The sequence below is a fragment of the Mucilaginibacter rigui genome (assembly GCF_014773275.1).
In the GTDB taxonomy this organism is placed as follows: Bacteria; Bacteroidota; Bacteroidia; order Sphingobacteriales; family Sphingobacteriaceae; genus Mucilaginibacter; species Mucilaginibacter rigui_A.
The window spans coordinates 724949-750586 of sequence record NZ_JACWMW010000002.1 but is presented as its reverse complement, the minus strand read 5'-3'; the positions used below and the strand labels follow the sequence as shown (position 1 = coordinate 750586).

The window sequence follows — 25638 nt, the reverse complement described above, 5'->3', positions numbered from 1 at the left end:
CTACGCTCGCAATGACTGTTGCTTTCCTAAAACCCCTTTTTCCTTGTAACGCCCGTTTTCCTGCTCCTCGGTGAAGGTTTATCCGCAACCTCATCGGCACCATAACGCCGGGCCATTTTGGCAATGCGTTCTTCCATGGTTTCGGTGGTGAGCCGTTCGCGCCCAAGGCTGTCTACCAGTATCGGGAATGCGAATGGTGTTGGGCGTTCGATAACTTTTAAAACGATGTTTTGCGTTTGAATACGTTGCAAGGCCGCACGCAAGCGGAACTCTTCCAATTGAAAAGCCAACGCTTCATTATATGCCTGCCGCACAAGAAGGTTATCGGGCTCATACTCGTTAAATACCTCAAACAGTAAAGATGTTGATGCCTGTAAATGTTTATTCTTTACCGGCTGGCCGGGATAACCTGTAAACACCAGCCCACCAATGTGCGCAATATCCCTGAACCTGCGCCTGGCCATTTCATTGGAGTTAAGGCTGTGCTGTATATCATCTATCAGGTTATTAATACTGAAGAAATCGGCATCCTCCAAAGCTTCTTCTATGGGGATATCTTCATCCGTAAGTAATTCAAACCCATAATCATTCATGGCGATGGAGAAGCTGGCCGGTTTAATTTTAGAAATACGGTAAGCAAGCAATGATGCCATACCCTCATGCACTAACCGCCCCTCAAAAGGGTAAAATAAGAGATGGTGCCCCTCGCGCGATTTAAAAGATTCTATCAAAAACTCGTGGCTTTGCGGCAAGTGCGATAATTCTGCCTGCAAACCAAACAAAGGCTTAAGCGCTTTCACTTCTATATCGGTTTCAATGCCATTAGCCACCTCATCCAGCTTATCCCTAAAAACGGCAGATAATTGAGACGACAAAGGCATCCGCCCGCCATTCCAACTTGGGATCAGTCCTTTGGTGGATTTTGATTTTTTAACATAAGCTGTCATTTCTTTCACCTTAATAAATTCAAGGCTGCGGCCCGCAAACCAAAAGGTATTACCCGGTTTTAATTTGGATATAAAGCTTTCTTCGACAGTGCCCAAGCTGCCGCCGCTAAGCCATTTTACGCGGATGCTTAACTCACTGGTAATTGTGCCTATACTAAGCCTGTGGCGCATGGCTACACGCCTGCTATTCACTTTAAACAGACCATTCTCTACCTCTACTTTTAAAAATTCATCGTATTGGGCAAGGGTTTTGCCGCCATTGGTTATAAAATCAAGCAGTTGGTTAAACTCATCCCGGCGCAGATCGGCAAAGGCAAAGGTGGTTTTCACTTCCTTAAACAATTCATCGGCGCGGAAACCATCTGATACCGCCAGCGTCACCATAAACTGTATCAGCACATCCATGGTCAGCAGCATGGGGTCGCGGCTCTCAAACACGCCTTTTTTAATAGCTTGTTTTAACGCTGCACCTTCCAACAATTCTAATGAATGGGTTGGCACAAAATAAGCCTTTGATATAGCCCCCGGATGGTGGCCGCTCCTGCCTGCGCGCTGCATAAAACGGGCAACCCCTTTTGGGCTGCCTACCTGCACCACCGTATCCACCGGTCGAAAATCCACCCCCAGGTCTAAACTGGAGGTACATACCACCACTTTCAGTGCTTCGGCATGTAAGGCCTGTTCTACCCAGTTACGCAAGTCATTATCCAGCGAGCCATGGTGCATGGCCATAATGCCGGCATACTCGGGATAATTATCAATAATGGCGTGATACCAGATCTCGCTTTGCGACCGCGTATTGGTAAATATGAGTGTGGTTTTGCTTTTGGCCACTATTTCCATTACCTGCGGCAATAGCTTTACCCCAATATGCCCGGCCCAACTATAATTTTCAATATTTGGGGGTATAACAGATTCTATCACCAGCTTCTTATTCACATGGGCTCGCACCATCCTGATCCGCTCCGGCGAAAAATCATTCCCCAGCAAAACCTCGGCGGCCTGTTCAAGGTTGCCTATGGTTGCCGAGATACCCCAGATCCTAAGCTCGGAGTCGGAGGTTTGAAGTCTTAAGCCACCTTTACTTTCGAGTTCAGACTCCCGACTCAAACTCTTCAATTTGCTCAGGCCCAGCTCCACCTGTACGCCGCGTTTGGTACCAAGCAATTCATGCCATTCATCGCAAACCATTACCCGCAGGCCTTTAAATACCTTGTTATACTCCTTTTGGGCCAGCATAAGGTGCAGGCTTTCGGGGGTAGTTAAAAGCACTTCGGGTAGCTTTCGCTTTAATGCGGCCTTTTCGGCGGCAGAGGTATCGCCGGTGCGCGTCATGATGCGCCAGGGCAGGCCAATATCATCACATACTTCCTGCATTGCCTTGCGGATATCATTAGTTAAGGCACGCAGGGGCGTTATCCATAACATCAGCAAGCCGTTGTTTTTTTGTGTGGTATAGGTATCAGGGTATTTATTGATAAAATCGGCCAGAAATGGCAGGAATAATGCAAAGGTTTTACCGCTGCCGGTAGGCGCATTCAGCAAGCCCGAAAAGCCCGACAGATAAGCCTCCTCCATTTCTTTTTGAAACGGAAACTGCTTCCACTGTTTTTGTTTGTACCATTGCTGTATTACCTTTTGGCCTTTTGATGTCATTGTTTATGGTAACAAATTACCCTATTATTGGTTATATCTATCAACCGTAAATTAAACAAATTGTTACAACCATGAATTTTTCAAAATATTTTATAGTCACGGCGCTGGCAATAGCACTATTTTCATGCAAGCAAAAAACTACGCCAGCATCGGCAGACACCATAGCTAACAAAACGGATACCCCACAGCCGGACAGCCTGATTAAAGCGGCAGATACCAGTGTTGTTGACCTGCCGGGAGATAAACCCGTACCTTTATCGCAGCTGATAGTACCGGGCATAAGCCTTGGCCAAACAACTATTAACGAAAGCGCGGAGAATGTGCATAAAAGATTGGGCCCCCCCGATGGTGGAGACGCTGCTATGGGGAAGAGTATATCTATCTGGTATGCCAACCATGATACAACAGGTTACGTAACCCAAATGTATTTTTCGCGCGGGCAGGGAGATGATGAAGTAAAGCGGGTTAAACAGATACGGGTAACCTCGCCCGCATTTAAAATTAACAGCAAGCTATATGTGGGCATTCCGTTTAAAAGTGTTTGGTCGTTATATAATTTAAAAAAGGTGGCAACATTTACATACAATGGTGGCAAACGCAGCCTTTATGATGATATTAAGGGAGGCATCGCTTTTGATGTAGATGATAAAGACATTATTACCGGCATTACCGTGCACGAACCCGGCAGAGAAGCGGCAACTACTTACCTGCCGTTCTTTTCCAGCTTAAAACCCCTCAAATAAAAAAGCCCCTGTTAGTTAACAGGGGCTTTTTTATTCCTTTTATATTACTTGTTACTTCTTTTCAGGCATCAGTATAACTTTTGCCAGGTTGTTATTATTTAGATATTTGATGGCAGCATCCTTTGTGCTTTGTACCGTTATTTGATCCAGGTTTTTAACGTGGCTCAATATCTGATCAGGGTCCTGATCATTTTGAACAACCCCGGCCAGGTAACCGGCCCATGAAATATTCTGTTTCATTTGCACCTGGGTTGACCGGGCTTCTTCAGCAACAAATTTTTCAATATCGGCGGGCTGTGCACCTGTCTGTTTTATTTTGCCTATCTCATCAAGCGTTGCAGCTATCAGCTTATCAACATTTGCAGCGGCACAGGTAAACGAAATAGTAACAGTGTACCTGCCTTGCGGGTTTTTAACGTAGTTTGCCCTTATACCCGGTGCGTATATCCCGCTTTCCTGCTCGCGCAAACGCTCAACAAGCTTAATGTTCAACACTTCTTCCAGCGCATCAAGCTGCAGGTTATTTGCCTCGTTAAAAACATAATCGCCACTGTATATCATTTGTACGTTGGCCTTATCATCAACACCTTTGTAAACGGTTTTGGTTATCTGCCCCGGTGCAGGGTACATTTTTAAATTCTTAAATGTTTCTTTTTTATTGGTTGATGGCAAAGCACCAAGATAGGCTTCCATAAAAGGCCTTATCTCATTTACCGTAAAACTACCAACCACCACAAAGGTAAAATTGCTTGCATCAGCAAACCTGTCTTTATAAAAGGCATACCCTTTATCAAGGTTAGCAGTGTTTAGCCTTTCAACCGTAGTAGCGCCGCCGCGGAAATTGTTATTACTTAACACGTTTGAAAGCGTATCCTGGTAAACACTAAGCGGGTCAAGTGTCCGGTTGGTTAATAGTGCCTTGGTTTGGTTTATAGTCCCCTTCCATATTTCAGCATCCTTACGTGGCTGTGTAAAATACAAGTATATCAATTGCATAGCAGTTTCAAAATCGCGCGGGGATGCGCTGCCTCTTATGCCCTGTGTAATTTCACTTATATAAGGCGATACATTTACATTTTTACCGGCAAGCATCTTATCCAGCTGGCCCTGGTTAAATTCTGATATACCGCTGCTGCCAACAACCGAACCTGCGAAGCTTGCTGATGTATAATCAGCATCGCTTGCCAGTGAGGTACCGCCAAAGGCCGATCCATTGATCAGGATCTGATCGTTTTTAAACTCAGTTGGTTTTAATATTACTTTCAGCCCGTTGCCTAATATCATGGTAGTTGTACCTATTGCCTCGTCTTTGGTTTCTGATACAACTTTTGAACCTTCCGGTGCTTTTTCCATTAGCGGCTTACTGGTAACATTATCTACATAAGCAGTAAGGTTATTTCCGGCTGCACCTATCCAGCTTAAAATAGCTTTTTCGTCAGGAAGTTTATCTTTATCCTTTTCAGCGCCTTCAACAATAATTACACGGTTTTGATCGCTGATGAATTTGCCGGCCATGGCATTCATTTCGGCAAGGTTTATCTTGCTGATATTGTTTACATAAAAATTATACTCAAAATCAATACCCGGGATAGCCTCTCCTTTTAAAAAGTTTAACTGGTACTCCCTTACGTAATTTGCCGAGTTAGTTTTGTTTCTTTCGTAATATGCATTTTGGATGCCTACTAACGCCTGTTGTTTGGCACGCTCCAGTTCGGTAAGAGTAAAGCCAAATTTACGGGCACGCTCGGTTTCGGCTACAACTGTCTTTACCGCTTTTTCCAACCCATCAGGGTTAGCAACCACTACCGACGAGAATGCATCCTGCTTACCAATAAGCGGGCCGTAAGAAGTACGGGCATATAAAAATGGTGGTTCGGCTTTTTGCTGCAATTCGCCAAGCCTTTGGTTCAGCATAAAGTTGAATAATGATATACGCACACTTTGCATGTAATTATCTGTTGTGCGTGTAACCGATTGCGGATGCTTTACAATGATCTGGGCAAGGGTATACGGAAACTCTTTATCAGTAGCTATTTTAACAACAGTGCCTGGTGTGGGCGCTACATTAAATTCGGTACGTGGTTTAGCTGCAACCGGATTTTTAAGGCCCGAGAAGTTTGCCTTGATCAGTTCCTCAACGCGTTTTACATCAAAATCGCCAACGGCAATTACCGCCTGCAGGTTAGGGCGGTACCAATCGGCGTAAAAGCTTTTTATGGTTTCGGCAGTAAATGCTTTAATAACATCTTCTTTACCTACAGGTAAGCGTGATGCATACCTCGAATTATTTAATATTACAGGCAGCGTTTGCAGGCTTAAACGCTCTTGCGCGTTCTTACCACGCAGGCGTGCTTCTTCTAAAACAACGCCACGCTCTTTGTCTATTTCTGCAGGGTCAAATGTTACATAACCCGCCCAGTTTGCAAGGATATTAAAGCCTTTTTCAAAAACAGCAGTGCTATCTGTTGGCAATGGTAATTGGTATACTGTTTCATCAAAAGAAGTATAGGCATTCAAATCGGCCCCAAACTTTACGCCCGATTTTTGCAGATAATCTACCAATGCGTTCTTAGGGAAATCGCGTGTGCCGTTAAATGCCATGTGCTCGGTAAAATGTGCCAGGCCCTGCTGCGCATCTGTTTCTAAAACCGACCCTGCTTTATTAACAAGGTATAACTCTGCACGTTTTTGTGGTTGCTCGTTATGGCGAATGTAGTAGGTTAAACCGTTTGGTAATTTGCCTATCAGCACATTTTTATCAACCGGGAGCAGCGTTGGGCTATAAATGGCGGCTGCAGTTGTTGCGGGCCTGTTTTTGGGAGACGGGGTAGGTTTTCTTTTTACCTGTGCCGTTGCGTTACCCGATACAATGATCAGGGCAAGTGCGGCAACAGATAAAGCTCTGTTAATGTTCATATTTAAATTAAAAAGGAATATTTTACTAAGATGCTAAACGAATATCTTAGTTACAAATTGTTTATTGATCTTTAAATGCTTCCTGCATCATTTGCTGCAGTTCGGCCTGGTGGCTTTGTACTGCCTGCTGCCCAAGTTGCGCCCCTTTTTGGAATAGTACAGGTTGTTTTTGATTAAGCTTTATACCCAACGGCGACCTGTAAAAAACCGCCAGGTCTTTTAGCTCTTTTTCTGTGAATTCCTGCGCGTACATAGCGGCCATCTGGTCTTTTATCATATCCCAGTTCATATACTTATCTGTAAAGGTGTTCATGACCTGGATAAACTTTGTTTTTTTATCCTCAGGCACATTCCCGCTGGCCTGTTTTATCATGGACAGGGTGTTTTCTTTTAATTGCGCGCCCGCACCTGATGCTAAGAGTACATCTTCGGCTGCTTTTAAGTGGGCCGGGGTAATGTTTGCTGTAGTTTGCGCCTTTGCTGCTATGCAGATGAATAAGGCGATGATTAAGAATTTATATTTCATGTTTTGTTTTACTATATGTCATTGCGAGCGATAGCGTGGCAATCTCAGCATATCCGCATGTCCTATGAGGTTGCCACGTCGCTACGCTCCTCGCAATGACATTCTGTTAATTTATCTTTATCTAAAATTTATACCTCACAAAAGCTTCCATAGCTGCATATTCGGCCATGCCTAAGCGGTCATAGTTCTGCGCAGTCTCGCGGTTTCTATCCTCGGCGCGCACCCAAAACTCGCGGGCATCATCACCAGGAAACACCGGCCTGTCTTTCTGCGACTGGTGTTTAAAAATGGCGTTGCGCTTGCGTAATACTTCGGCAGGCGATAGAGGCACCGCCATTTCTATTTCATGTGTAGGGAACTCCTGCCATGCGCCACGGTACATCCAAACCCAGCAATCGTTTACCCAGGCCTCGGTTTTGCGCAGGCGGCGTAACGATTCTATGATGATATTAAAGCATACGATGTGTGTACCATGCGGGTCGGCAAAATCACCGGCAGTGAATACCTGCTGGGGTTTTACCTTTTGCAGCAACTCCATGGTCAGTTTAATATCCTCCTCGCCAACGGAGTTTTTCTGCGTTTTGCCTGTTTCATAAAATGGCAACGCCTGGAAATGGATGTTACTATCGGGCACACCTGCATAACGCGCGCCTGCAATGGCCTCTGTTTTACGGATAAAGCCTTTTACATCGCGGATCTCCAGCGAATCTATCTGATTAGGTTGCTTGATCGCCATAAATTTGCGCATATCCTCATAAATACCTGTCATTTTTGAGGTGTCTTCGCCTATGCTTTCTTTAAAGTCTATCGCAAATTCCATAAAACGCAACACATCGTCATCCCATACGGCGGTATTACCCGATGTTTGGTAAGCTACATGCACATCATGCCCCTGGTCAACCAGCCTGATAAATGTACCACCCATCGAGATCACATCATCATCAGGGTGTGGCGAAAATACGATTGAACGTTTGCGTGCAGGCTCGGCACGCTCAGGGCGCTGACTATCATCGGCCCCCGGTTTGCCTCCCGGCCACCCGGTTATGGTGTGTTGTAACTGGTTAAATATATCAATGTTGATCTGGTACACCGGCCCCTGCTCTACCGCAAGCTGTGCCATACCGTTGCTGTTGTAATCTTCTTCTGTGAGTTTGAGGATGGGTTTACCAACCGCACCCGATAGCCACATTACAGCTTTTTTGATGAGCTGCTTTTCCCAAACGCAATCTTTAACCAGCCATGGAGTGTCAAAGCGGGTAAGGTCTGATGCGGCATCCACATCCAATATAAATTCAACACTGTCTGATAGCTGCAGGAAGGTAGCCGGCACTTCGCCCGAGATCTCGCCCTCTACCGCTTTGCGTACAATCGGCGCTTTCTTGGCGCTCCAAGCCATCAGGATAATTTCACGGGCTTTAAAAATGGTACCTACCCCCATGGTGATGGCTTTGGTAGGTACGTTTTGTTTACCACCAAAATCGCGCGAAGCATCGCGGCGGGTAAGGTCGTCAAGGGTAACTAAACGCGTACCCGAGTTTGGTGCCGAGCCCGGCTCGTTAAAACCAATGTGACCAGTACGGCCAATACCTAAAATTTGAAGATCCAATCCACCAAGTTCTTCTATCTGCTTTTCGTATTCTAAACAAAAAGCAGCTACGCTATCCGGCGCAAGGGTGCCGTCGGGGATGTGCACGTTAGCCTTTTTAATATCCACATGGTCAAAAAGGTTCTCGTTCATGAAGGTAACGTAGCTTTGTACCGCGTCGGGTTTCATGGGGTAATATTCATCCAGGTTAAAAGTGATCACGTTTTTAAACGACAACCCTTCCTGCTTGTGTAAGCGCACCAGTTCGGCGTAAACCTTAATTGGGGTAACACCTGTAGCCAAACCAAGCACAGCCGGTTTGCCTTCTGCATCTTTTTTGCGGATCAGGTCGGCTATGCGTTTGGCAACAGCTACCGATGCCGCGTTCTGATCTGAGTATACCGTAACGGGTAACTTCTCGTATCGTGTTTCTTCTAATAAGTTTAATCTGGCCATGGGCTTAAGTTTGTAATTGGTTTACAATGCTTCCAAACAAATATATCAGATTATATACATACAGACGGTTTAAATTTATCTTTTGTGAAGCGGGTAAAACAGGTAAATTAGCGCATGCCTGCACTCAACAAAAACCTGCAAAAACTATTTACCACTGCCCAAAAAGAAACAAAGCTGGGCATTGGCCTCATGTCGGGGACTTCTTTGGATGGCCTGGATATTGCCCTGTGTAAATTCAAAGGTAATGGTACCGATACCGGTTTTGAGCTGTTGCAGTTTATTACTATCCCTTACGATAATCGTTTTAAGAAGGAAGTGCAGCAAGTGTTTGCCCAAAGGCAAGCCGACCTGGAAAAGGTTGCGCTACTGAACGCTTATATCGGCAGCTTTCATGCAGAACTGATATTACAAGCTTTAGATAAATGGAATATCAAACCGGCCGAAGTTGATTTTATTGCCAGCCATGGTCAAACTATATACCACGCGCCAAAACATCAGCATAAACAACCTGACTATGATAATGCTACCCTGCAAATTGGCGACGGCGACCATATTGCGGTAAAAACCGGCATTTTAACCATAAGCGACTTTCGCCAAAAGCATATAGCAGCAGGCGGCGAGGGTGCCCCTTTAGCCTTATACGGCGATGTGTTATTAGGCAGCAAAGCGGGTGAAGAACGAATACTATTAAACATAGGTGGCATAGCCAACCTTACCTACCTACCGGCAGATGGCGACACATCAAAGGTTTTATGTACAGATATTGGGCCCGGCAATACACTAATAGATGCCGCCTGCCGCCAATATTTTAATAAACCGTATGATGAAGATTCGGCGATAGCCAATGCGGGCAAGGTTGATGAAACCCTGCTGGAGGATCTGCTGCACCATCCTTTTTTTAACGAAACACTGCCCAAAACTACCGGTCCGGAATTGTTTAACTTAGAGTACGTAGCCAACGCGCAGCAAACCTCCCGCAGCTTCAATATCAATAAAACCGACCTGGTGGCTACCCTGAGTGCCTTTACCGGGCGCACCATCAGCAACTTTATCAAAACACATTTTAACATCCCCGGGCTTAAAATATTTGTAAGCGGCGGCGGTGCAAGAAATCCGTATGTGATGAACTATTTAACAACCGCTTTACCCAATGCAGAGATAGCCAACACCCGCGATTTGGGGATCGATCCCGATGCAAAGGAAGCAATACTATTTGCCTTACTGGGTAATGAGGCGCTTTGTGGCAAACCTATTGCCATTGGTAATAACCCGGCAGTTTTGATGGGGAAGTTTAGTTTTGCATCATAAGATTTTTAACTACAGAGGGCACCAAGGTTTCACAAAAGGCACATGGCTACTTTGTATATCTGTGCTTTTTCTCTGTGCTCTTTGTGGTAAAACTAACCAACCTGCATCTCTACTAAAAATTGAAAAACTTTTATCTGTATATTCGGGTCAAATTTTAAACGTATGAACGCTTATAGCTTTTTCAGGTACTTCCACTCGGGTTTCAGGTATATTGTTATCATCCTGGTTTTACTGGCCATATTTCAATCATTAGCCGGTTGGCTTGGTAAAAAGCCATACACCGAAGGCAACCGTAAGGTTAATTTATTTGCCCTGATATCGGCACACACTCAGTTTTTACTTGGACTGGTGCTTTATTTTTTAAGTCCGTTTGTACGGTTTGGCGCCGGTGTTATGAAAGATGCCGAAGCCCGTTACTGGACAGTTGAACATATCGCTATGATGCTGTTTGCCATTGTTTTAATAACCATTGGCCATAGCAAATCAAAGAAAATTGCTCTGCCCGAGGGCAAGCACAGAACCATCGCTATCTTCTATATTTTAGCTTTAGTGGTTATCGCGGTAGCCATAATTCAGAGTAAAAGAGCTTTTTTTGGGATATCCCACTAAAAAAGTCGACAAAAAATTTGATAATTCAATTTTTTATATAAATTTGTTGCCACGATATGAAAACAACTATCCTTAATACCAATTGGTGGCACTATGTGAAAACATGGCAGGCCGGATAGTTTTTGATATGCAGTACTAATCAAATGTAAACCTAATTTGAAACCCGGCGAACGCTCAATTCGCCGGGTTTTTTTGTTTAATGCGCTCTGAGATAACCACTAATGAAAACATATAAAATTACAACCACTCAAAAAAAGCTACTTGCAGACACTACCACGCCCGTAAGCATTTACCTGCGACTGCGCGATGTGTTCCCCAATTCGCTGCTGCTGGAAAGCTCGGATTATCATAGCCGTGAAAATAGCCTCAGTTTTGTTTGCTGCGCACCCATCAGCGGGCTGATACTGGATAACGGTACACTGAAAAAGAAATTCCCGGACGACACCGAAGAGGTAAGCAACCCTGGTGAGTTTGATATAACCGACGAGATAAACAATTTTACCGCCCGGTTTGAGGTGGAGGTTAATAACTCCAAGATCCTGTCGAACGGCTTATTCGGCTACTTTACCCATGAGGCGGTTGAGCATTTCGAAACCATACGCTTAAAAGAAAGCACCGATACCAGCCGCAAGATCCCGGTGATGCAGTATCATATTTATAGCTACATCATCGCTATAGATCACTTTAAAAATGAACTGTATATTTTCCATAACCAGGTAGAAGGCCAGCCTCAAACCAACGGACTGGAAAAAATTGCAGACCTGATCAAGAACAAAAACTTCCCGGAATACAGTTTTAAAAGCAATGATGCCGAGAAGTCAAACCTTACCAATGAGGAGTTCATCGCCATTGTTGAGAAGATGAAGCAGCACATTTACCGTGGCGATGTGTTCCAGATAGTACCATCAAGGGCATTTTCGAGAACGTTTTTAGGGGATGAGTTTAATGTGTACAGGGCATTGCGCTCTATCAACCCATCGCCATACCTGTTTTATTTTGACTACGGCGATTTCCGCATCTTTGGTTCATCGCCCGAAGCGCAGATCACTATTAAAAACAGGGTAGCCAGCATTTTCCCGATTGCCGGTACCTTTAAACGCAGCGGCGACGATGAAAAAGATGCCGAGATTGCCCGCCAGTTGGAAAACGACCCCAAAGAATCGGCCGAGCACGTAATGTTGGTTGACCTTGCCCGTAACGACCTGAGCCGCCATTGCGAGCAGGTAACGGTAAACGCTTTTAAAGAGGTGCAATATTATTCACACCTCATCCACCTGGTATCGCACGTAAGCGGTAAACTAAAACCCGGCACATCATCTTTCAAAATTGTGGCGGATACCTTCCCGGCGGGTACGCTGAGCGGCGCGCCTAAGTACCGCGCCATGGAGATCATAGACGAGAACGAAAAAAGCAAACGCAGTTTTTACAGCGGCGCTATCGGTTTTTTTGGCTTTAACGGCGACTTTAACCACGCCATCATGATCCGTTCTTTCCTCAGCAAAAATAACACGCTGCATTACCAGGCGGGCGCGGGAATCGTAGCCGGCTCAATTGCCGAAAGTGAATTGAAAGAGGTAGATAACAAAATAGCAGCGCTTCGTAAAGCAATAGAGTTGGCGGAAGAATTATAAGCCGCTTCGCGAGTGAGTAGTGATTGGAGAATAGAGATTAGTTATACGGAATCAGGGAAATCCTTAATCCGAAAAATCAAGGTTTAAGACAAAATGAAAATATTAATAATAGATAATTACGATTCCTTCACCTATAACCTGGTGCATTTGGTAAACGAGTTAGGTTTGCAATGCGAGGTTTGGAGGAACGACCAATTTAAGCTGGAGGATGTTGATGCGTTTAGTCATATCATCCTGTCGCCCGGCCCGGGTATACCATCAGAAGCAGGATTGCTTTTGCAGGTGATAGAAAAATACGCGCCAACAAAAAGTATGTTTGGCGTTTGCCTTGGTCAGCAGGCCATTGCCGAAGTATTTGGCGGTAAACTTTATAACCTGCCGCAGCCTATGCATGGCATAGCCACACCTATAAAAGTAACGGATGCAAACGAGCCGCTTTTTGCCGGCCTGCCTGATACCTTTAAAGTTGGCCGTTACCACTCGTGGGTGGTAGAGAAAGACCTGCCCGCTATATTAGAGGTTACCGCCATTGATGAAGAAGATGGCTCGGTTATGGCTTTAAGGCATAAGGAATACAATGTACGCGGTGTACAGTTCCACCCGGAATCGGTACTAACGGAGTACGGTAAAGAAATGATGCAGAACTGGTTGAAGGCATAACCCCACCTGTCATTTCGAACGAGCAGCGGGGTGGCGAGTGCGAGGAGCGAGTAGAAATCTTATTCACCGTGCATGGCATGTAAGTCGCCCGCAGAAGATTTCTCCTTGTACCTCGTTCGAAATGACAACGGTTTATTATAGATTTGAATAAAATGACAATACTCGATAAAATAGTTGCCCATAAAAAAAAGGAAGTTGAACGGGATAAGGTGCGTACCACCTATACCAAACTGGAGGAGTCTGAATACTTCCACCGGGAAACTTATTCTTTTAAAGATTTTTTGCTGGCGCCTGATCGTACCGGCATCATAGCCGAGTTTAAGCGCAAATCGCCATCAAAGGGCATTATTAATGATGATGCGCTGGTAAAAGATGTTACCAAGGATTATGCAGCTGCAGGCGCTTCAGCATGTTCGGTACTAACCGATTATGGCTTTTTCATGGGGCGCAAGATGGATGTTACCCGCGCCCGCAGGGCAACCAATATCCCTATACTTCGTAAAGATTTTATGATTGATGAGTACCAGGTTATAGAAGCAAAAGCATTGGGGGCAGATATTATTTTACTGATAGCCGCCATACTTACCCCTGCCGAGATCAAAAACCTGGCGTCGCTTGCCAAAAGCCTCGACCTGAATGTGCTTTTAGAAGTGCATAACCTGGAAGAACTGGAACGCAGCATTGATACCAACCTGGATGCCATTGGTGTAAATAACCGCAACCTGGCCGATTTTACGGTATCGGTAGAAAATTCCTATAAACTGGTTGACCATATCCCCAACGAATTCATGAAGATCTCTGAGAGCGCTATCAGCGATACCGAAACCATTAAGCAGCTAAAAGCAGTTGGCTTTAACGGGTTTTTAATTGGCGAGAACTTCATGAAACAGCAAGACCCTGGCGCAGCTATGCGGGAGTTTGTGAAGGGGTTGAAATAATAAGTAAGTTAACTCTCCCCGACTGCGCTACGCTGGTCGACCCTCTCTGCTTCGCAAAGAGGTTGAAGAGAAAAGCAAAACCCTTTTTCCGCGCAGCGAAGAGAGGGTGGTCGGGCGAAGCAATGACCGGGTGAGTAAATTATTATTGCTAATTTTTTTAGTTTTTATATAATTTCGATATATTAGCCGCGCATGTCGGCCGAGATCACTTTAAACCCAGAACAGAAAGCAGCTTTTAAGGCAATCGAGAAATTTTTGGAGCACCCCGCTGCCAATGTTTTTGTGCTGAAAGGATATGCTGGCACCGGTAAAACATTCCTGATGCAGCGCCTGGCCAAAATGCTTACCGATACCGAGCAGGAATTTTGCATGTTGGCATCTACCGGCAGGGCAGCTACCGTTTTAAAAGGCAAAACCGGCTACGAAACCAAAACAGTACACGGAGAACTTTACAATTTTAGTAAGGTAGATGGCATACAGCATTTCATGAACGACAAGGCTGCCGAAAATAGTAACCAGATGAGCCTGGAGTTTATGGTGCGCTCCGCAGACGAAGGCAAGCGGGTTTATATTGTTGATGAATCGTCCATGCTATCGTGCGAAGCGCCAAAGAATGCATCGTTCACTAACTTTGGTTCAGGCAATTTGCTGGATGATTTTTTTAAGGTGGCCGGCAATAACAAGATCATTTTTGTAGGCGACCCATGCCAGTTGCCTCCTGTGGGGCAAAACAATAGCCCGGCATTGGATATGGCCTGGCTGGCCAAGCAAAACCGGGTAGCCGTAACTTATACCCTGCAAAAAATAGAGCGGGTAACCGCAGGCAATGATATATTGAGGCTGGCAACCGCGGTGCGCGATATGAGCCAGCAAAATGAATGGCAACGTTTCCCAAAGCTACCGGCAGCTGATTTGAACAACGTAAAACTCCATCAAACCAATGACGACCTGTTTACGCAATACCTGAAACATTACCGGGAACACGGCGCTAATGAAACGCTGGCCATTGCCCGCAGCAATAAAACCGTGCAAAAAATAAACCGCGATATGCGCCACGAGCTATTTGGTGATGCCTACAAGCCATTGCAAATTGGCGAGATACTGCTGGTTACACAAAATAACTATACCGTCCCCCTATCTAACGGTGATTTTGTGGAGGTGCGCGAACTGGGTGCTATAGTTAATAAGGTGGGCATGAAGTTTCAAAAGGTAAAGGTGAGGCCCATCTCGGCTGAAATTGATTTTACGCTGATGCTCTCATTAGATTCGGTTAATGACATAAAAGGAAACCTTACCGACGACCAAAGCAAAGAGCTGATGGTTGATTTTAGCTTTAGAATGCAGGGCAAAAAGATAGAACCCAATTCGCCCGAGTATAACAAAGCCATGCGCCAGGATGAGTTTTTGGGATGCCTCAAAGCAACCTATGGCTATGCTGTTACCTGCCACAAAGCCCAGGGCGGCGAATGGAACAACGTATTTTTATTTTTGGAAAAAAGCATGTATGGTATGGACAGGCTGGAACTTTGTAAATGGTGGTACACGTCAATAACCCGCGCCCGAACGCAACTACACCTTGAAAATAACTGGTGGATAAGGTAATAGATATAAATCGGCACAAAACATCAAAATATATGTTGTTACCTTTGTACTTTAATTGTTAATCATTTTTAAATGAAGCCAAAGTTTTTTGATACTGCTGTGAAGCAGGAGACAGTGGTTTTGGTTGGTGTTATTACACCAAACGAAACTGAAGAACGCGAGAAAGAATATTTAGAAGAACTGGAATTTTTGGTGGCTACCGCCGGTGGCCTAACCGTGAAAACCTTTACTCAAAAACTACAGCGCCCGGAACGCTCTACCTTTGTAGGTACCGGTAAGCTGGATGAGATAAAAGAATATGTTATTGCCGAAGAGATAGATATTGTTGTATTTGATGATGAGCTTACACCATCGCAACTGCGTAATATAGAGCGCGAACTGAATGTAAAGATCCTGGACAGGAGTAACCTGATCCTTGATATTTTTGCCAACCGTGCGCAAACCGCGCAGGCCAAGACCCAGGTAGAACTGGCGCAGCTACAATATTTACTACCCCGCCTAACCCGCCTTTGGACCCACCTTGAGCGCCAAAAGGGTGGTATTGGTATGCGTGGCCCGGGCGAGTCGCAAATTGAGACGGACAGGCGCTTGATCCTGAACAAGATCTCGTTGCTGAAGGAGCGATTGAAACTGATAGACCGCCAGAACGAAACCCAGCGCAAAAACCGCCAGCAACTGATCCGCGTGGCATTAGTTGGTTATACCAACGTGGGTAAATCAACCATCATGAACATGCTGGCAAAATCTGAAGTGTTTGCCGAAAACAAGTTGTTTGCAACGCTGGATACTACCGTGCGCAAAGTGGTGATCGAGAATGTGCCTTTCCTGTTATCGGATACCGTTGGTTTCATCCGCAAGTTGCCTCACCATTTGGTAGAGTGCTTTAAATCTACCCTGGATGAAGTACGCGAGGCGGATATACTGATCCATGTGGTAGATATCTCCCACCCAAGCTTTGAGGACCAGATCCGTACGGTTAATGAAACCCTTAAAGACCTGGGCGCCATTGATAAACAAATGATTACCGTATTTAACAAGATAGACGCGTTTGTACCCGAGCAGCACCATATTGACGTAACCGAAGAAGCATTAACGCTGGATGATTTTAAACACAGCTGGATGGCCAAGAACAACAGCCCGGCTATATTTATCTCTGCCACTGAAAAAGAAAACGTAGATGAGTTTAGGGAATTGCTTTACGAATACGTGAAGAAAGTGCATACGGAGAGATATCCGTATGATAACTTATTGTATTAGGAATAGCGTATGCAAGGTGACTTGCGTGCGCTATTTATACCCGCTCGGCACCGCCTCAAAACGCCCTTAAAACGCCCCGAAACGCCCTTAAAGGTGCAAAGTGTTCACGTTCACGGCCATGAACGCCCATGAACGCCTGTATATGCCTCATAATCAGCATTTTGATGATTTTCGCAATTTAAACAACTCGTATCTACCTTATAATCAGCGCCTTTACGTATTAAATTCTGATCCCCTAACGAAGTAGTAAAAAGTTCAACCTCCGGCTCCTCCTTCAGCGGGTTGGGGGCTAAGCTTCCTCTTCCCAAACCATGCATAAATGCAAAATGGTTTCAACCGCTTTTTGCATATCCTGCACCGATACCCATTCCTGCTTACTATGAAATGCGTGTTCGCCCGCAAAAATATTGGGGGCGGGCAAGCCCATGAATGATAAGCGCGAGCCGTCTGTACCGCCGCGGATGCTGCAAAGTTTGGCATCAAGCCCGGCACGGCGGATGGCTTCCATACCGTAATCAACTATCTGCGGGTTTTGCGCCAGCACATGTTTCATGTTACGATATTGCTCGTGCGTTTCTAACGTATAGGTGGAGTTTGGGTATTGCTTTAAAACATCATCCGCCACCTGGCGGATAACATTGGCGTGTTCAGTAAGTTTTTCATCCTCAAAATCGCGAATAATGAAATCAATGGTAGCGGTTTCTACATGCCCGTTAATGTCTACCGGGTGTACAAACCCCTGCATATCTGAGGTATGCTCGGGCGATAAATTATCCGGCAAAGCTGCAATAATGTGCCCGGCAATTTTAATGGCACTTTCCATTTTACCCCTGGCAAAACCCGGGTGGGCGCTTACGCCATTTATGGTCAGTTTGGCACCATCGGCACTAAATGTCTCATTCTCCATATTGCCCGCGCTTTCGCCATCCATGGTGTAACAGGCAAAGGCACCAATCTTGGCTATATCTGCCTTATCCACCCCGCGGCCAATCTCCTCATCCGGAGTGAACAATATTTTTATCGTTCCGTGCTTAATTTCGGGGTGGCTGATCAACTGGTAGCAGGCGTCCATAATTTCTGCAACACCAGCTTTATTATCTGCCCCAAGCAGGGTATTGCCTGATGCTGTTATGATATCGTTTCCAATCTGGTTCTTCAAATCGGGATGGTCCTGCATCCGTATCACCTGCGTATTATCATCAGGCAAAATAATATCTGCACCGGTGTAATTTTTATGTACAAGGGGTTTTACATCTTTCCCGCTGCAATCGGGCGCGGTATCCATGTGCGAGCAAAAACATATCACCGGGACACCTCTCTTATCACTATTCGCCGGTATAGTGGCATATACATAGCCAAATTCATCAAGATGCGCGTCGGCAACACCGATCTCTAAAAGTTCGCTCACCAGCAGCTGCCCAAGGTTTTTTTGTTTTTCTGTTGAAGGGGTGGTTGGCGATGCGGCATCCGACTGGGTATCGATCCTCACATATCTTAAAAACCTATCGGCAACAGTGAAACTTAGCGATGTATTAAAATCCATAGAAAGCTTATATTAGTAAAAAATTTATTTGCACGGATGTGTTTTTTAACCGGCAGCTAAATTGTAAATATCAAACATAAAATTCATTGAAAAAGTATCTTTTATTTATTGTATTAACATTGGTTATTTATAAGGGCAAAGCACAAGGGAGTTTAAATTATGCAACCTACGGTATTGGTATCAGCGCAAGCTTAAACCATCCTTATGCCGACCTTAAGAAGGAATACGACAATAAATCATACGCAATAACTGCTAATTATTTTTACACCCCATACGTACCAATTGGGTTAGAGTTTCAGTTTGGCAAGCTATCCGGCGGTGGTAACACCGTTGATCTTGACAGAGATCTGCGCAGGTACGAAAACAATTACAAAGCACTCATTCTCCACATGGATGTACAGCTGGGCGAGGTTATAAGTTATGAACGTAACATGTTTTTAAACATTGTAAAAAACTTTTACGCGGGTGCAGGCGTGGGAGGTATTTATAACAAAGTTGATGTAAACAGGACCCAGGCAGGATCAAACCCGCTTTATACCTTTCCGGGTAAAGATAGCGGCGTTAATTTAATTGTGCCTTTACGCTTTGGCTATGAATTTAAGTTTTATAATGCCTACGACCAGCCAAACATCCGCCTGGATATTGGCTATCAGCATAACCTTACTTTTGGCGAAGGCCTGGATGGTTATAGCGACCCGTCAACAAAATTTAAAAATAATGCCCTTGACCAATACAGGCAAATAACTGTTGGCATTAAGGTTAACCTTGGCGGGGAAGGCTCTTATGATAAAGATATAAGGGGTTACTAACGTGAATATAGAAGAACTACGCGATTACTGCCTGGCAAAACCGGCTGCTACCGAAGGGCTCCCTTTTGGCGAAGATACCCTGGTGTTTAAAGTTGGCGAAAAGATATTTTTGATAACCAGCCTTGGCCAGCCAAGCTTTAATGTAAAATGCGACCCGGAATATGCTATAGAACTGCGCGAGCAATTTAATGAGGTTACACCCGGCTATCATATGAATAAAAAGCACTGGAACACTGTTCGCACCGATGGCTCATTAACCAATAAGCAGCTGCGCGATATGATAGACCATTCTTATGAACTGATATTAAAAAGCCTACCTAAAAAACTACAGGCCGAGATAACCGGTGAATAATGTTATGAAAAAAAACATCTTCCTGCTACTTTCCGTTTTTTATTGCCTGCAAAGCTATGCGCAGCAAACCCCGTTTGAGCTAAGTAAGGATAAGAATTATACAGCTACTTATGCGCAGGTTGTGGCATATTATAAAAACCTGGCAAAACAACAACCGCAAATGCGCCTGTTCAATTACGGTTTAACAGACATTGGCAAGCCTTTAACCCTTGTGGTATTATCAAAAGACAAAGTATTTGACCCCACCCTTATCAAAAAGCAAAACAAGCGGGTACTGCTTATCAATAACGGCATCCACCCCGGCGAGCCCGAAGGCATTGATGCCAGTATGATGCTGGTGCGCGATCTGCTTAAAAATAACCAGTTACCCAAAGATGTAGTGCTTTGCTTTATCGCGCTTTATAATATTGATGGCAGCATTAACCGCGGGGTGTCGCGCGTAAACCAAAACGGGCCGCGGGCTTACGGTTTCAGGGGTAATTACCGTAACCTGGACCTTAACCGCGATTTTATAAAAAGCGACAGTAAAAACGCACTGGCTTTCGCCCAGATCCTGAACACCTGGCAGCCGGAGGTTTTACTGGATAACCACACCAGCGATGGTGCCGATTACCAATACGTAATGACTTTGATAGAAACACAAAAGGATAAGCAAAACCCTATACTGGCCAACTATACCACCAAAACCCTTACTGCCGACCTGTACAAAAACATGAAGAAAAGCGGTTTTGAGATGATCCCATATGGTGCCGGCGAGCAGGGCCTGCCCGATAGCGGCATTGTTAGCTTTATGGAAACGCCGCGTTTTTCTACTGGTTTTGCGGCGCAGCACAACATTATCAGTTACATGACGGAAACACATATGTTGAAACCTTTTGACAAAAGGGTTTGGGCTACATATACTTTTATGCAGCACCTTATAAGCATTTGCCAGCGCGATGCCAAACTGCTGGGCACCATGAAAAAGCAGGTTGATGCCGAAGTAAGCAAACAAAAAACCTTCGCCTTAAACTGGGCTTTAGATGAAAGCAAGGTAGATACCATCACCTTTAAAGGTTATGCTGCCGAATATAAAACAAGCGATGTGAGCGGCCTAAAACGCCTGTATTATGACCGCAACAAACCTTACAGCAAAACAGTAAAGTTTTATAATACCTATAAAGCAAGCGCTACTGCCGATAAACCCGTTGCATACATCATCCCGCAGGCATGGGGTAGGGTTATTGATCTGTTTAAGCTAAACAAGGTTGCCATGAGCCGCCTGGCGCATGATACCACCCTGAGTTTACAGATGTACTATATTGGCGATTACAAAACACCGGCGAAACCATACGAAGGGCATTACATCCACAGCAATGTGCAGCTAAACCCCGTGGATACCAAAGTGCGTTTTTATGAGGGCGACTACGTGGTATATGTAAACCAGCCCATTAACCGTTATATTGTAGAAACTTTAGAGCCACAGGGTGTAGATTCCTTTTTTGCCTGGAACTTTTTTGATAGCATGCTTGGCCAAAAAGAGTATTTTTCTAACTATGTATTTGAAGATGTTGCCGCCCAAATGTTAAAAGACGACCCAGCCCTGCGTAAGAAACTTGATGATGCCAAAACGGCCGACCCTAAAATGGCAGCCAGCGCTGCCGCGCAGTTAAACTGGGTGTACCGCAATTCGCCCTATTTCGAAAAAACATTCATGCGTTACCCGGTGGGCAGGCTGTTAACCAATACTAACCTCGACTTAAAATGATAGAGATCTTTTTGGCCGCCCCTGTGGCCTCCATTATATTTGTAATAACGCTGGCCATTTCGCTAATGGCCTTCTCAAACCATAACATATACGGCAATTTTATACTGAACCCCTACGGTGTATCGCGTGGGCAAAGGGTTTATACCGTTATAACCAGCGGCCTTATCCATAAAGATTGGAACCACCTGTTCTTTAATATGCTATCGTATTATTTCTTTGCTTTTATGCTGGAAGGCTTAATAGGGCACTGGCAGTTTGGGGTGCTGTATGTACTTAGTTTGATCTTAAGCGATCTGCCCTCTATCCAAAAGCACAAAGAGGATATTTGGTATAACAGCCTGGGTGCTTCGGGCGCTATAAGCGCGGTGGTGTTTAGCTTTATTATGTTTGCGCCTACAGCAAAAATGAGCCTGCTATTTTTGCCTATACCCATGCCGGCGTGGGTGTTTGGAGGCTTGTATCTTATTTATTGCCACTTTGCCTCAAAGCACGCGCGCGATAATGTTAACCACGACGCCCACCTTTATGGCGCATTAAGTGGTATAGTGATCACCTTTGCTTTGCATCATAATATTTTTAACGAATTTGTGAGCCAGTTTACCGGGGCAGCGCAATAGTAGCAGCGCTTATTTTGTTCCCGGCTTCATCAAACAGGTAACTTACCGGTTTTTCGGGATTTTTGATGATCTCTAACAACAGGAAGCCCCAGTTTTTCCAGAAATTTTCTAATACCTGCCCGTACGTTTTGTTTTGCCATTCATCAAACAAAGGTTTGCTGCTTATACCGCGCAGGGGCATATCCTCAATATAAATATCCTCGCCAACAGGTAGTATATTATACTCGGGCAGGCGGTTAAAAAGGTAATTGCTGTAAAATACCCGGCCGCTAAACTCTTCAAATTGTATAGGGTGCAGGGTATCGTCCTTTATCTGGCTGTAAATTTTATGGTGGTAACCTGCATTTGCACCATTATCCTGCAGGCACATCACAAAACCAAAATCCTTAATGCGCAAAGCAAATGTTTGGGTGTTTATCTCATCGCGATAGCCAAATTCTTCGGCTTTGTTATCTACCTTAAATAAAAACAGGCTATAAGGCTTAAACTCTTCAAATTGTATAGGCAGGTTAACACTTTGCAGCATCAGGTGCAGATGGCTGAATTTATGGATGATAGCCTGCGAAATGTTAAACTCCTCGCCCTGAGCATGCATCATTTTTATACCCGACTGGATCTCGTTAAAGATAATGCCGTACAAAAGCTTGCTGGTCCACTGGAAAAGCTTTAGCTCATCCAACGCTTTTACACCTTCGTACCCTTTGCCGAATGCTTCAGCTATCTCGTTTTCAAGTGGTTCTAAAAACTCATCATTTACCCGCGCCGAGCAAGGGATCTTTAAGTCTTTATAGGTAGCAATGCTTTCGTCGAGCAATTTAAAAGGCTGGTCTTCGAGGTTATAAAGGCTCATCAGCCATTGCGGAAAAACCTGGATCTTTTCTTCCTCGCTTTGCAATGCATCCCCTGTAAGGAAACATTTGGTATTGCTAAAATTAAACTTTTCGAACGGTGCGTAAATTTCTGCCGGCATGGCTGCAAAGATAAGCAGGATTTTAACACTAAAATTTTAGCTTTGATATTTGACATGCAGCTTACTTATCAACCATACGAATTACTGCTGAAGCATACTTTCACCATTGCTAAGTTCTCGCGTACATCAACCCCGCTGATGCTGGTTCAGATATCGCACCAAGGCCAAACGGGCTATGGCGAAGCATCAATGGTGCCCTATATGGGCGAAAGCCACCAAAGCGCCACCGGGTTTTTGAGCAAGGTGGATGTAAGCCAGTTTAAGTATCCTTTTGATTTTGCCGCCATTATCAATTACCTGGATAGTATAGCCCCCGGCCAGCCGGCCATTAAGGCCGCTATTGATATAGCCCTGCATGACCTGGATGGCAAACTGCAAAACAAACCCTGCTGGCAGCTATTAGGCAGCGCCCCCGCAAAAATGCCGGTTACCAGCTATACCATTGGTATAGATACCGAAGAGGTCATTATCCAAAAAGTAAAAGGAGCTGAAGGCCTTAAAGTTATAAAAGTAAAGCTTGGCCGCGATAGCGATAAGGAACTGATCCAAACCATCCGCTCGGTTACCGATGTGCCGCTTTATGTGGATGCCAACCAGGGCTGGACAGATCGCCGGCAAAGCCTCGATCTGATCTACTGGCTTAAAGAGCAGGGTGTACAACTGATAGAACAACCTATGCTAAAAACCGATATAGATGGCAACGCCTGGCTTACCGAACACAGCCCCATCCCTATTATTGGCGATGAAGCGGTACAGCGCCTGGCAGATGTTGAAGCAGCTAAAGGCGTCTATCATGGCATCAACATCAAACTCATGAAATCGGCCGGGATGTATGAGGCACACCAAATGATCAATAAAGCCCGCAAACTGGGGCTGAAAATATTAATAGGCTGCATGAGTGAAACCAGCTGCGCTACCCTCGCCGCCGCTGCGCTTGCCCCACAATGCGATTGGGCCGACCTGGACGGACCATTGCTTACTACTAATAACCCTTATCAAAACCCCGAGATGGTTAATGGCAAATGGGTGTTGCTTAATGAGGCAGGCTTGGGGGTACATATTTTATAACAAACTGTCATTTCGAACAAGCGAAGCGAGGAGAAATGACACTGGCTTAAAAAGAACGTTTTAAATCAAAAAAGGGATGCCGCAGCACCCCCTTTTCTTCTTAGTTAGTTAGTCAGTTATAGTTCAGTTATTATAGTTCTTCGTCGTGTTGTGTTACGTCCAAACCTGCAAGCTCTTCTTCAGGAGTAACGCGCAGCGGGCTTATCAGGTCGGTAACTTTAAGCAGGATAAATGCACCTACAAAAGCAAATACCGATACTGCAACCAGTGCAACAACGTGTTTTACAAATAATGTGGTTTCGCCATAAGCTAACCCTTCGGCACCGGCGCTGTTAACCGCTTTGGTTGCGAAGATACCGGTCATCAACATACCAACCATACCACCTACACCATGGCAGGGGAATACATCTAAAGTATCGTCGATATTGGTTTTGCTTCTCCAGATAACTACCAGGTTACTTACAACCGCAGCAACTATACCCACAATAAGCGAGCTTGATACGGTGATATAACCCGCAGCAGGGGTTACAGCAACCAAACCTACAACAGCACCTATACAAGCGCCCATTGCAGATGGTTTTTTACCTCTCAGGATATCAAAGAAGATCCATGACATGGCAGCAGCAGCAGATGCAGTAGTGGTAGTAGCCAGTGCAGTTGCTGCAAGCTCGCCGGCACCTAATGCTGAACCTGCGTTGAAACCAAACCAGCCAAACCATAGCAAGCCGGTACCTAATATTACGTAGCTGATACGTGCAGGGGTGTGAATTTCTTCGGCGCCGGTACGTTTTTTAAGATATAATGCTGATGCCAATGCGGCCCAACCTGCAGACATGTGTACAACCGTACCACCCGCAAAGTCTAACACACCATATTTAAAGAAGATACCTTGTGGGTGCCAGGTTGCGTGTGCAAGGGGGATATAGATCACTATGATAAATAGTGTGATGAAAATTAAGTACGAATTGAAACGGATACGCTCTGCAAATGCCCCGGTAATAAGCGCCGGTGTAATAACCGCAAATTTTAACTGGAACATGGCGAAAAGAATAACCGGGATGGTACCACCTAACCATGCAACGCCTAAAGTGTTCTGCATCATGAAGAATGATTTAGGATTGCCAATTAAGCCCAGGCCGCCTATATCATCGCCAAATGCCATACTGAAACCAAATACAACCCAAATGATTGTGATAAGGCCCATACAAACAAAGCTTTGCAACATGGTAGAGATAACATTCTTTTTACGTACCATACCGCCATAAAAGAAGGCAAGGCCCGGTGTCATTAATAATACAAGTGCCGTAGAGATCAGCATCCAGGCAATGTCAGCACCATTGTAAGTCGTGGCCGGTTTAGCAGCTGCAACGTTACCCGGATACATGAACGCAAGTATCACCACAATAACGAGAATTCCAAAGGGTACAATTTTTTTCATTGTTTTAGTTTAAGTGGAAAGTTTAGTTAGTTAATTAATAGTTGTATTATTCAGGTCAGTATCTTTTAAGTGCCGGTATTAGTTGCCGGCCCGCGTAGTTCGCCAAAATGTTTTTTCCATATACAGCGTCGGCCCAGGGTGCAACCTGTAAGCCGATGCTGTATAAATTAAATTGTGATATATATAAACTGTCGCGGTGTTTAGTTCTTTATTTAAGTGAGAAAGATGCTTTTTGGGGTTTTTACCGAATTTACAAGAGC

20 protein-coding genes are annotated in these 25638 nt (G+C 44.8%); 13 read left to right on the top strand and 7 right to left on the bottom strand.

Annotated elements, in window-relative coordinates; translation table 11 throughout:
- Positions 1-26: 26 nt before the first annotated feature.
- Entirely contained in the window at positions 27-2603 is a 2577-nt protein-coding gene (locus tag IDJ75_RS10450; RefSeq protein ID WP_191175564.1) for a ligase-associated DNA damage response DEXH box helicase, read from the bottom strand.
- Positions 2604-2674: 71 nt separating this feature from the next.
- Between IDJ75_RS10450 and IDJ75_RS10445 the strand changes: the two genes are divergently transcribed.
- Complete coding sequence (locus tag IDJ75_RS10445) at positions 2675-3346, top strand: hypothetical protein (RefSeq protein WP_191175563.1); 672 nt, start codon at positions 2675-2677, stop codon at positions 3344-3346.
- 51 nt (positions 3347-3397) lie between these two features.
- On the opposite strand, the gene IDJ75_RS10440 is transcribed toward IDJ75_RS10445, so the two are convergent.
- From IDJ75_RS10440 to nagB, 3 genes are all read right to left on the bottom strand, one after another.
- A complete protein-coding gene (locus IDJ75_RS10440) occupies positions 3398-6262 on the bottom strand; it encodes a M16 family metallopeptidase (RefSeq protein WP_191175562.1) in 2865 nt (954 codons plus the stop codon).
- A 61-nt stretch (positions 6263-6323) separates the two neighbouring features.
- Positions 6324-6788 carry a DUF2059 domain-containing protein gene (locus tag IDJ75_RS10435; protein ID WP_191175561.1) on the bottom strand — a complete coding sequence of 155 codons (465 nt, stop codon included), beginning with the start codon at positions 6786-6788 and terminating at the stop codon, positions 6324-6326.
- Positions 6789-6909: 121 nt separating this feature from the next.
- Positions 6910-8829, bottom strand: coding sequence for a glucosamine-6-phosphate deaminase (gene nagB, locus IDJ75_RS10430; protein WP_191175560.1), 1920 nt, complete (start codon positions 8827-8829; stop codon positions 6910-6912).
- Between the two features lie 114 nt (positions 8830-8943).
- Here nagB and IDJ75_RS10425 point away from each other — a divergent pair, with 114 nt between their 5' ends.
- The 7 genes from IDJ75_RS10425 to hflX all read left to right on the top strand — a co-directional run bounded on the left by IDJ75_RS10425 (position 8944) and on the right by hflX (position 16834).
- Complete coding sequence (locus IDJ75_RS10425) at positions 8944-10137, top strand: anhydro-N-acetylmuramic acid kinase (protein WP_191175559.1); 1194 nt, start codon at positions 8944-8946, stop codon at positions 10135-10137.
- 162 nt (positions 10138-10299) lie between these two features.
- A complete protein-coding gene (locus IDJ75_RS10420) occupies positions 10300-10746 on the top strand; it encodes a cytochrome B (RefSeq protein WP_191175558.1) in 447 nt (148 codons plus the stop codon).
- 221 nt (positions 10747-10967) lie between these two features.
- A complete protein-coding gene (locus tag IDJ75_RS10415; protein WP_191175557.1) occupies positions 10968-12377 on the top strand; it encodes an anthranilate synthase component I family protein in 1410 nt (469 codons plus the stop codon).
- Between the two features lie 93 nt (positions 12378-12470).
- Positions 12471-13037 (top strand): anthranilate synthase component II, encoded by a 567-nt coding sequence (locus tag IDJ75_RS10410; RefSeq protein WP_191175556.1) that lies wholly within the window; start codon positions 12471-12473, stop codon positions 13035-13037.
- 152 nt (positions 13038-13189) lie between these two features.
- Positions 13190-13975, top strand: a complete 786-nt coding sequence (gene trpC / locus IDJ75_RS10405) for an indole-3-glycerol phosphate synthase TrpC (RefSeq protein ID WP_191175555.1) — start codon at positions 13190-13192, stop codon at positions 13973-13975.
- Between the two features lie 192 nt (positions 13976-14167).
- Positions 14168-15577, top strand: coding sequence for an ATP-dependent DNA helicase (locus IDJ75_RS10400; protein WP_191175554.1), 1410 nt, complete (start codon positions 14168-14170; stop codon positions 15575-15577).
- Between the two features lie 72 nt (positions 15578-15649).
- Entirely contained in the window at positions 15650-16834 is a 1185-nt protein-coding gene (gene hflX / locus IDJ75_RS10395; protein ID WP_191175553.1) for a GTPase HflX, read from the top strand.
- 289 nt (positions 16835-17123) lie between these two features.
- On the opposite strand, the gene pepT is transcribed toward hflX, so the two are convergent.
- The gene (pepT, locus tag IDJ75_RS10390) at positions 17124-18377 is read right to left on the bottom strand and encodes a peptidase T (protein WP_191175552.1); all 1254 of its coding nucleotides are present in this window, start codon (positions 18375-18377) and stop codon (positions 17124-17126) included.
- Positions 18378-18463: 86 nt separating this feature from the next.
- Here pepT and IDJ75_RS10385 point away from each other — a divergent pair, with 86 nt between their 5' ends.
- The 4 genes from IDJ75_RS10385 to IDJ75_RS10370 are packed head-to-tail and all read left to right on the top strand — an operon-like array spanning position 18464 to position 21902.
- Complete coding sequence (locus IDJ75_RS10385) at positions 18464-19186, top strand: hypothetical protein (RefSeq protein ID WP_191175551.1); 723 nt, start codon at positions 18464-18466, stop codon at positions 19184-19186.
- A gap of 1 nt (position 19187) precedes the next feature.
- Positions 19188-19538, top strand: a complete 351-nt coding sequence (locus IDJ75_RS10380) for an MmcQ/YjbR family DNA-binding protein (protein ID WP_191175550.1) — start codon at positions 19188-19190, stop codon at positions 19536-19538.
- 4 nt (positions 19539-19542) lie between these two features.
- A complete protein-coding gene (locus IDJ75_RS10375; protein WP_191175549.1) occupies positions 19543-21285 on the top strand; it encodes a M14 family zinc carboxypeptidase in 1743 nt (580 codons plus the stop codon).
- Entirely contained in the window at positions 21282-21902 is a 621-nt protein-coding gene (locus IDJ75_RS10370; RefSeq protein ID WP_191175548.1) for a rhomboid family intramembrane serine protease, read from the top strand. The genes IDJ75_RS10375 and IDJ75_RS10370 overlap by 4 nt, the downstream gene beginning before the upstream one ends.
- Here the strand turns inward: IDJ75_RS10370 and IDJ75_RS10365 are convergent.
- Complete coding sequence (locus IDJ75_RS10365; RefSeq protein WP_191175547.1) at positions 21883-22872, bottom strand: hypothetical protein; 990 nt, start codon at positions 22870-22872, stop codon at positions 21883-21885. The two genes, IDJ75_RS10370 and IDJ75_RS10365, sit on opposite strands and share 20 nt — an antisense overlap.
- Before the next feature lie 54 nt (positions 22873-22926).
- On the opposite strand from IDJ75_RS10365, the gene IDJ75_RS10360 reads away from it, so the two are divergent.
- On the top strand, positions 22927-23940 hold the full coding sequence (locus IDJ75_RS10360; protein WP_191175546.1) for a dipeptide epimerase: 1014 nt from the start codon (positions 22927-22929) through the stop codon (positions 23938-23940).
- A gap of 130 nt (positions 23941-24070) precedes the next feature.
- On the opposite strand, the gene IDJ75_RS10355 is transcribed toward IDJ75_RS10360, so the two are convergent.
- Positions 24071-25378, bottom strand: coding sequence for an ammonium transporter (locus IDJ75_RS10355; protein WP_191175545.1), 1308 nt, complete (start codon positions 25376-25378; stop codon positions 24071-24073).
- Positions 25379-25638: the final 260 nt, after the last annotated feature.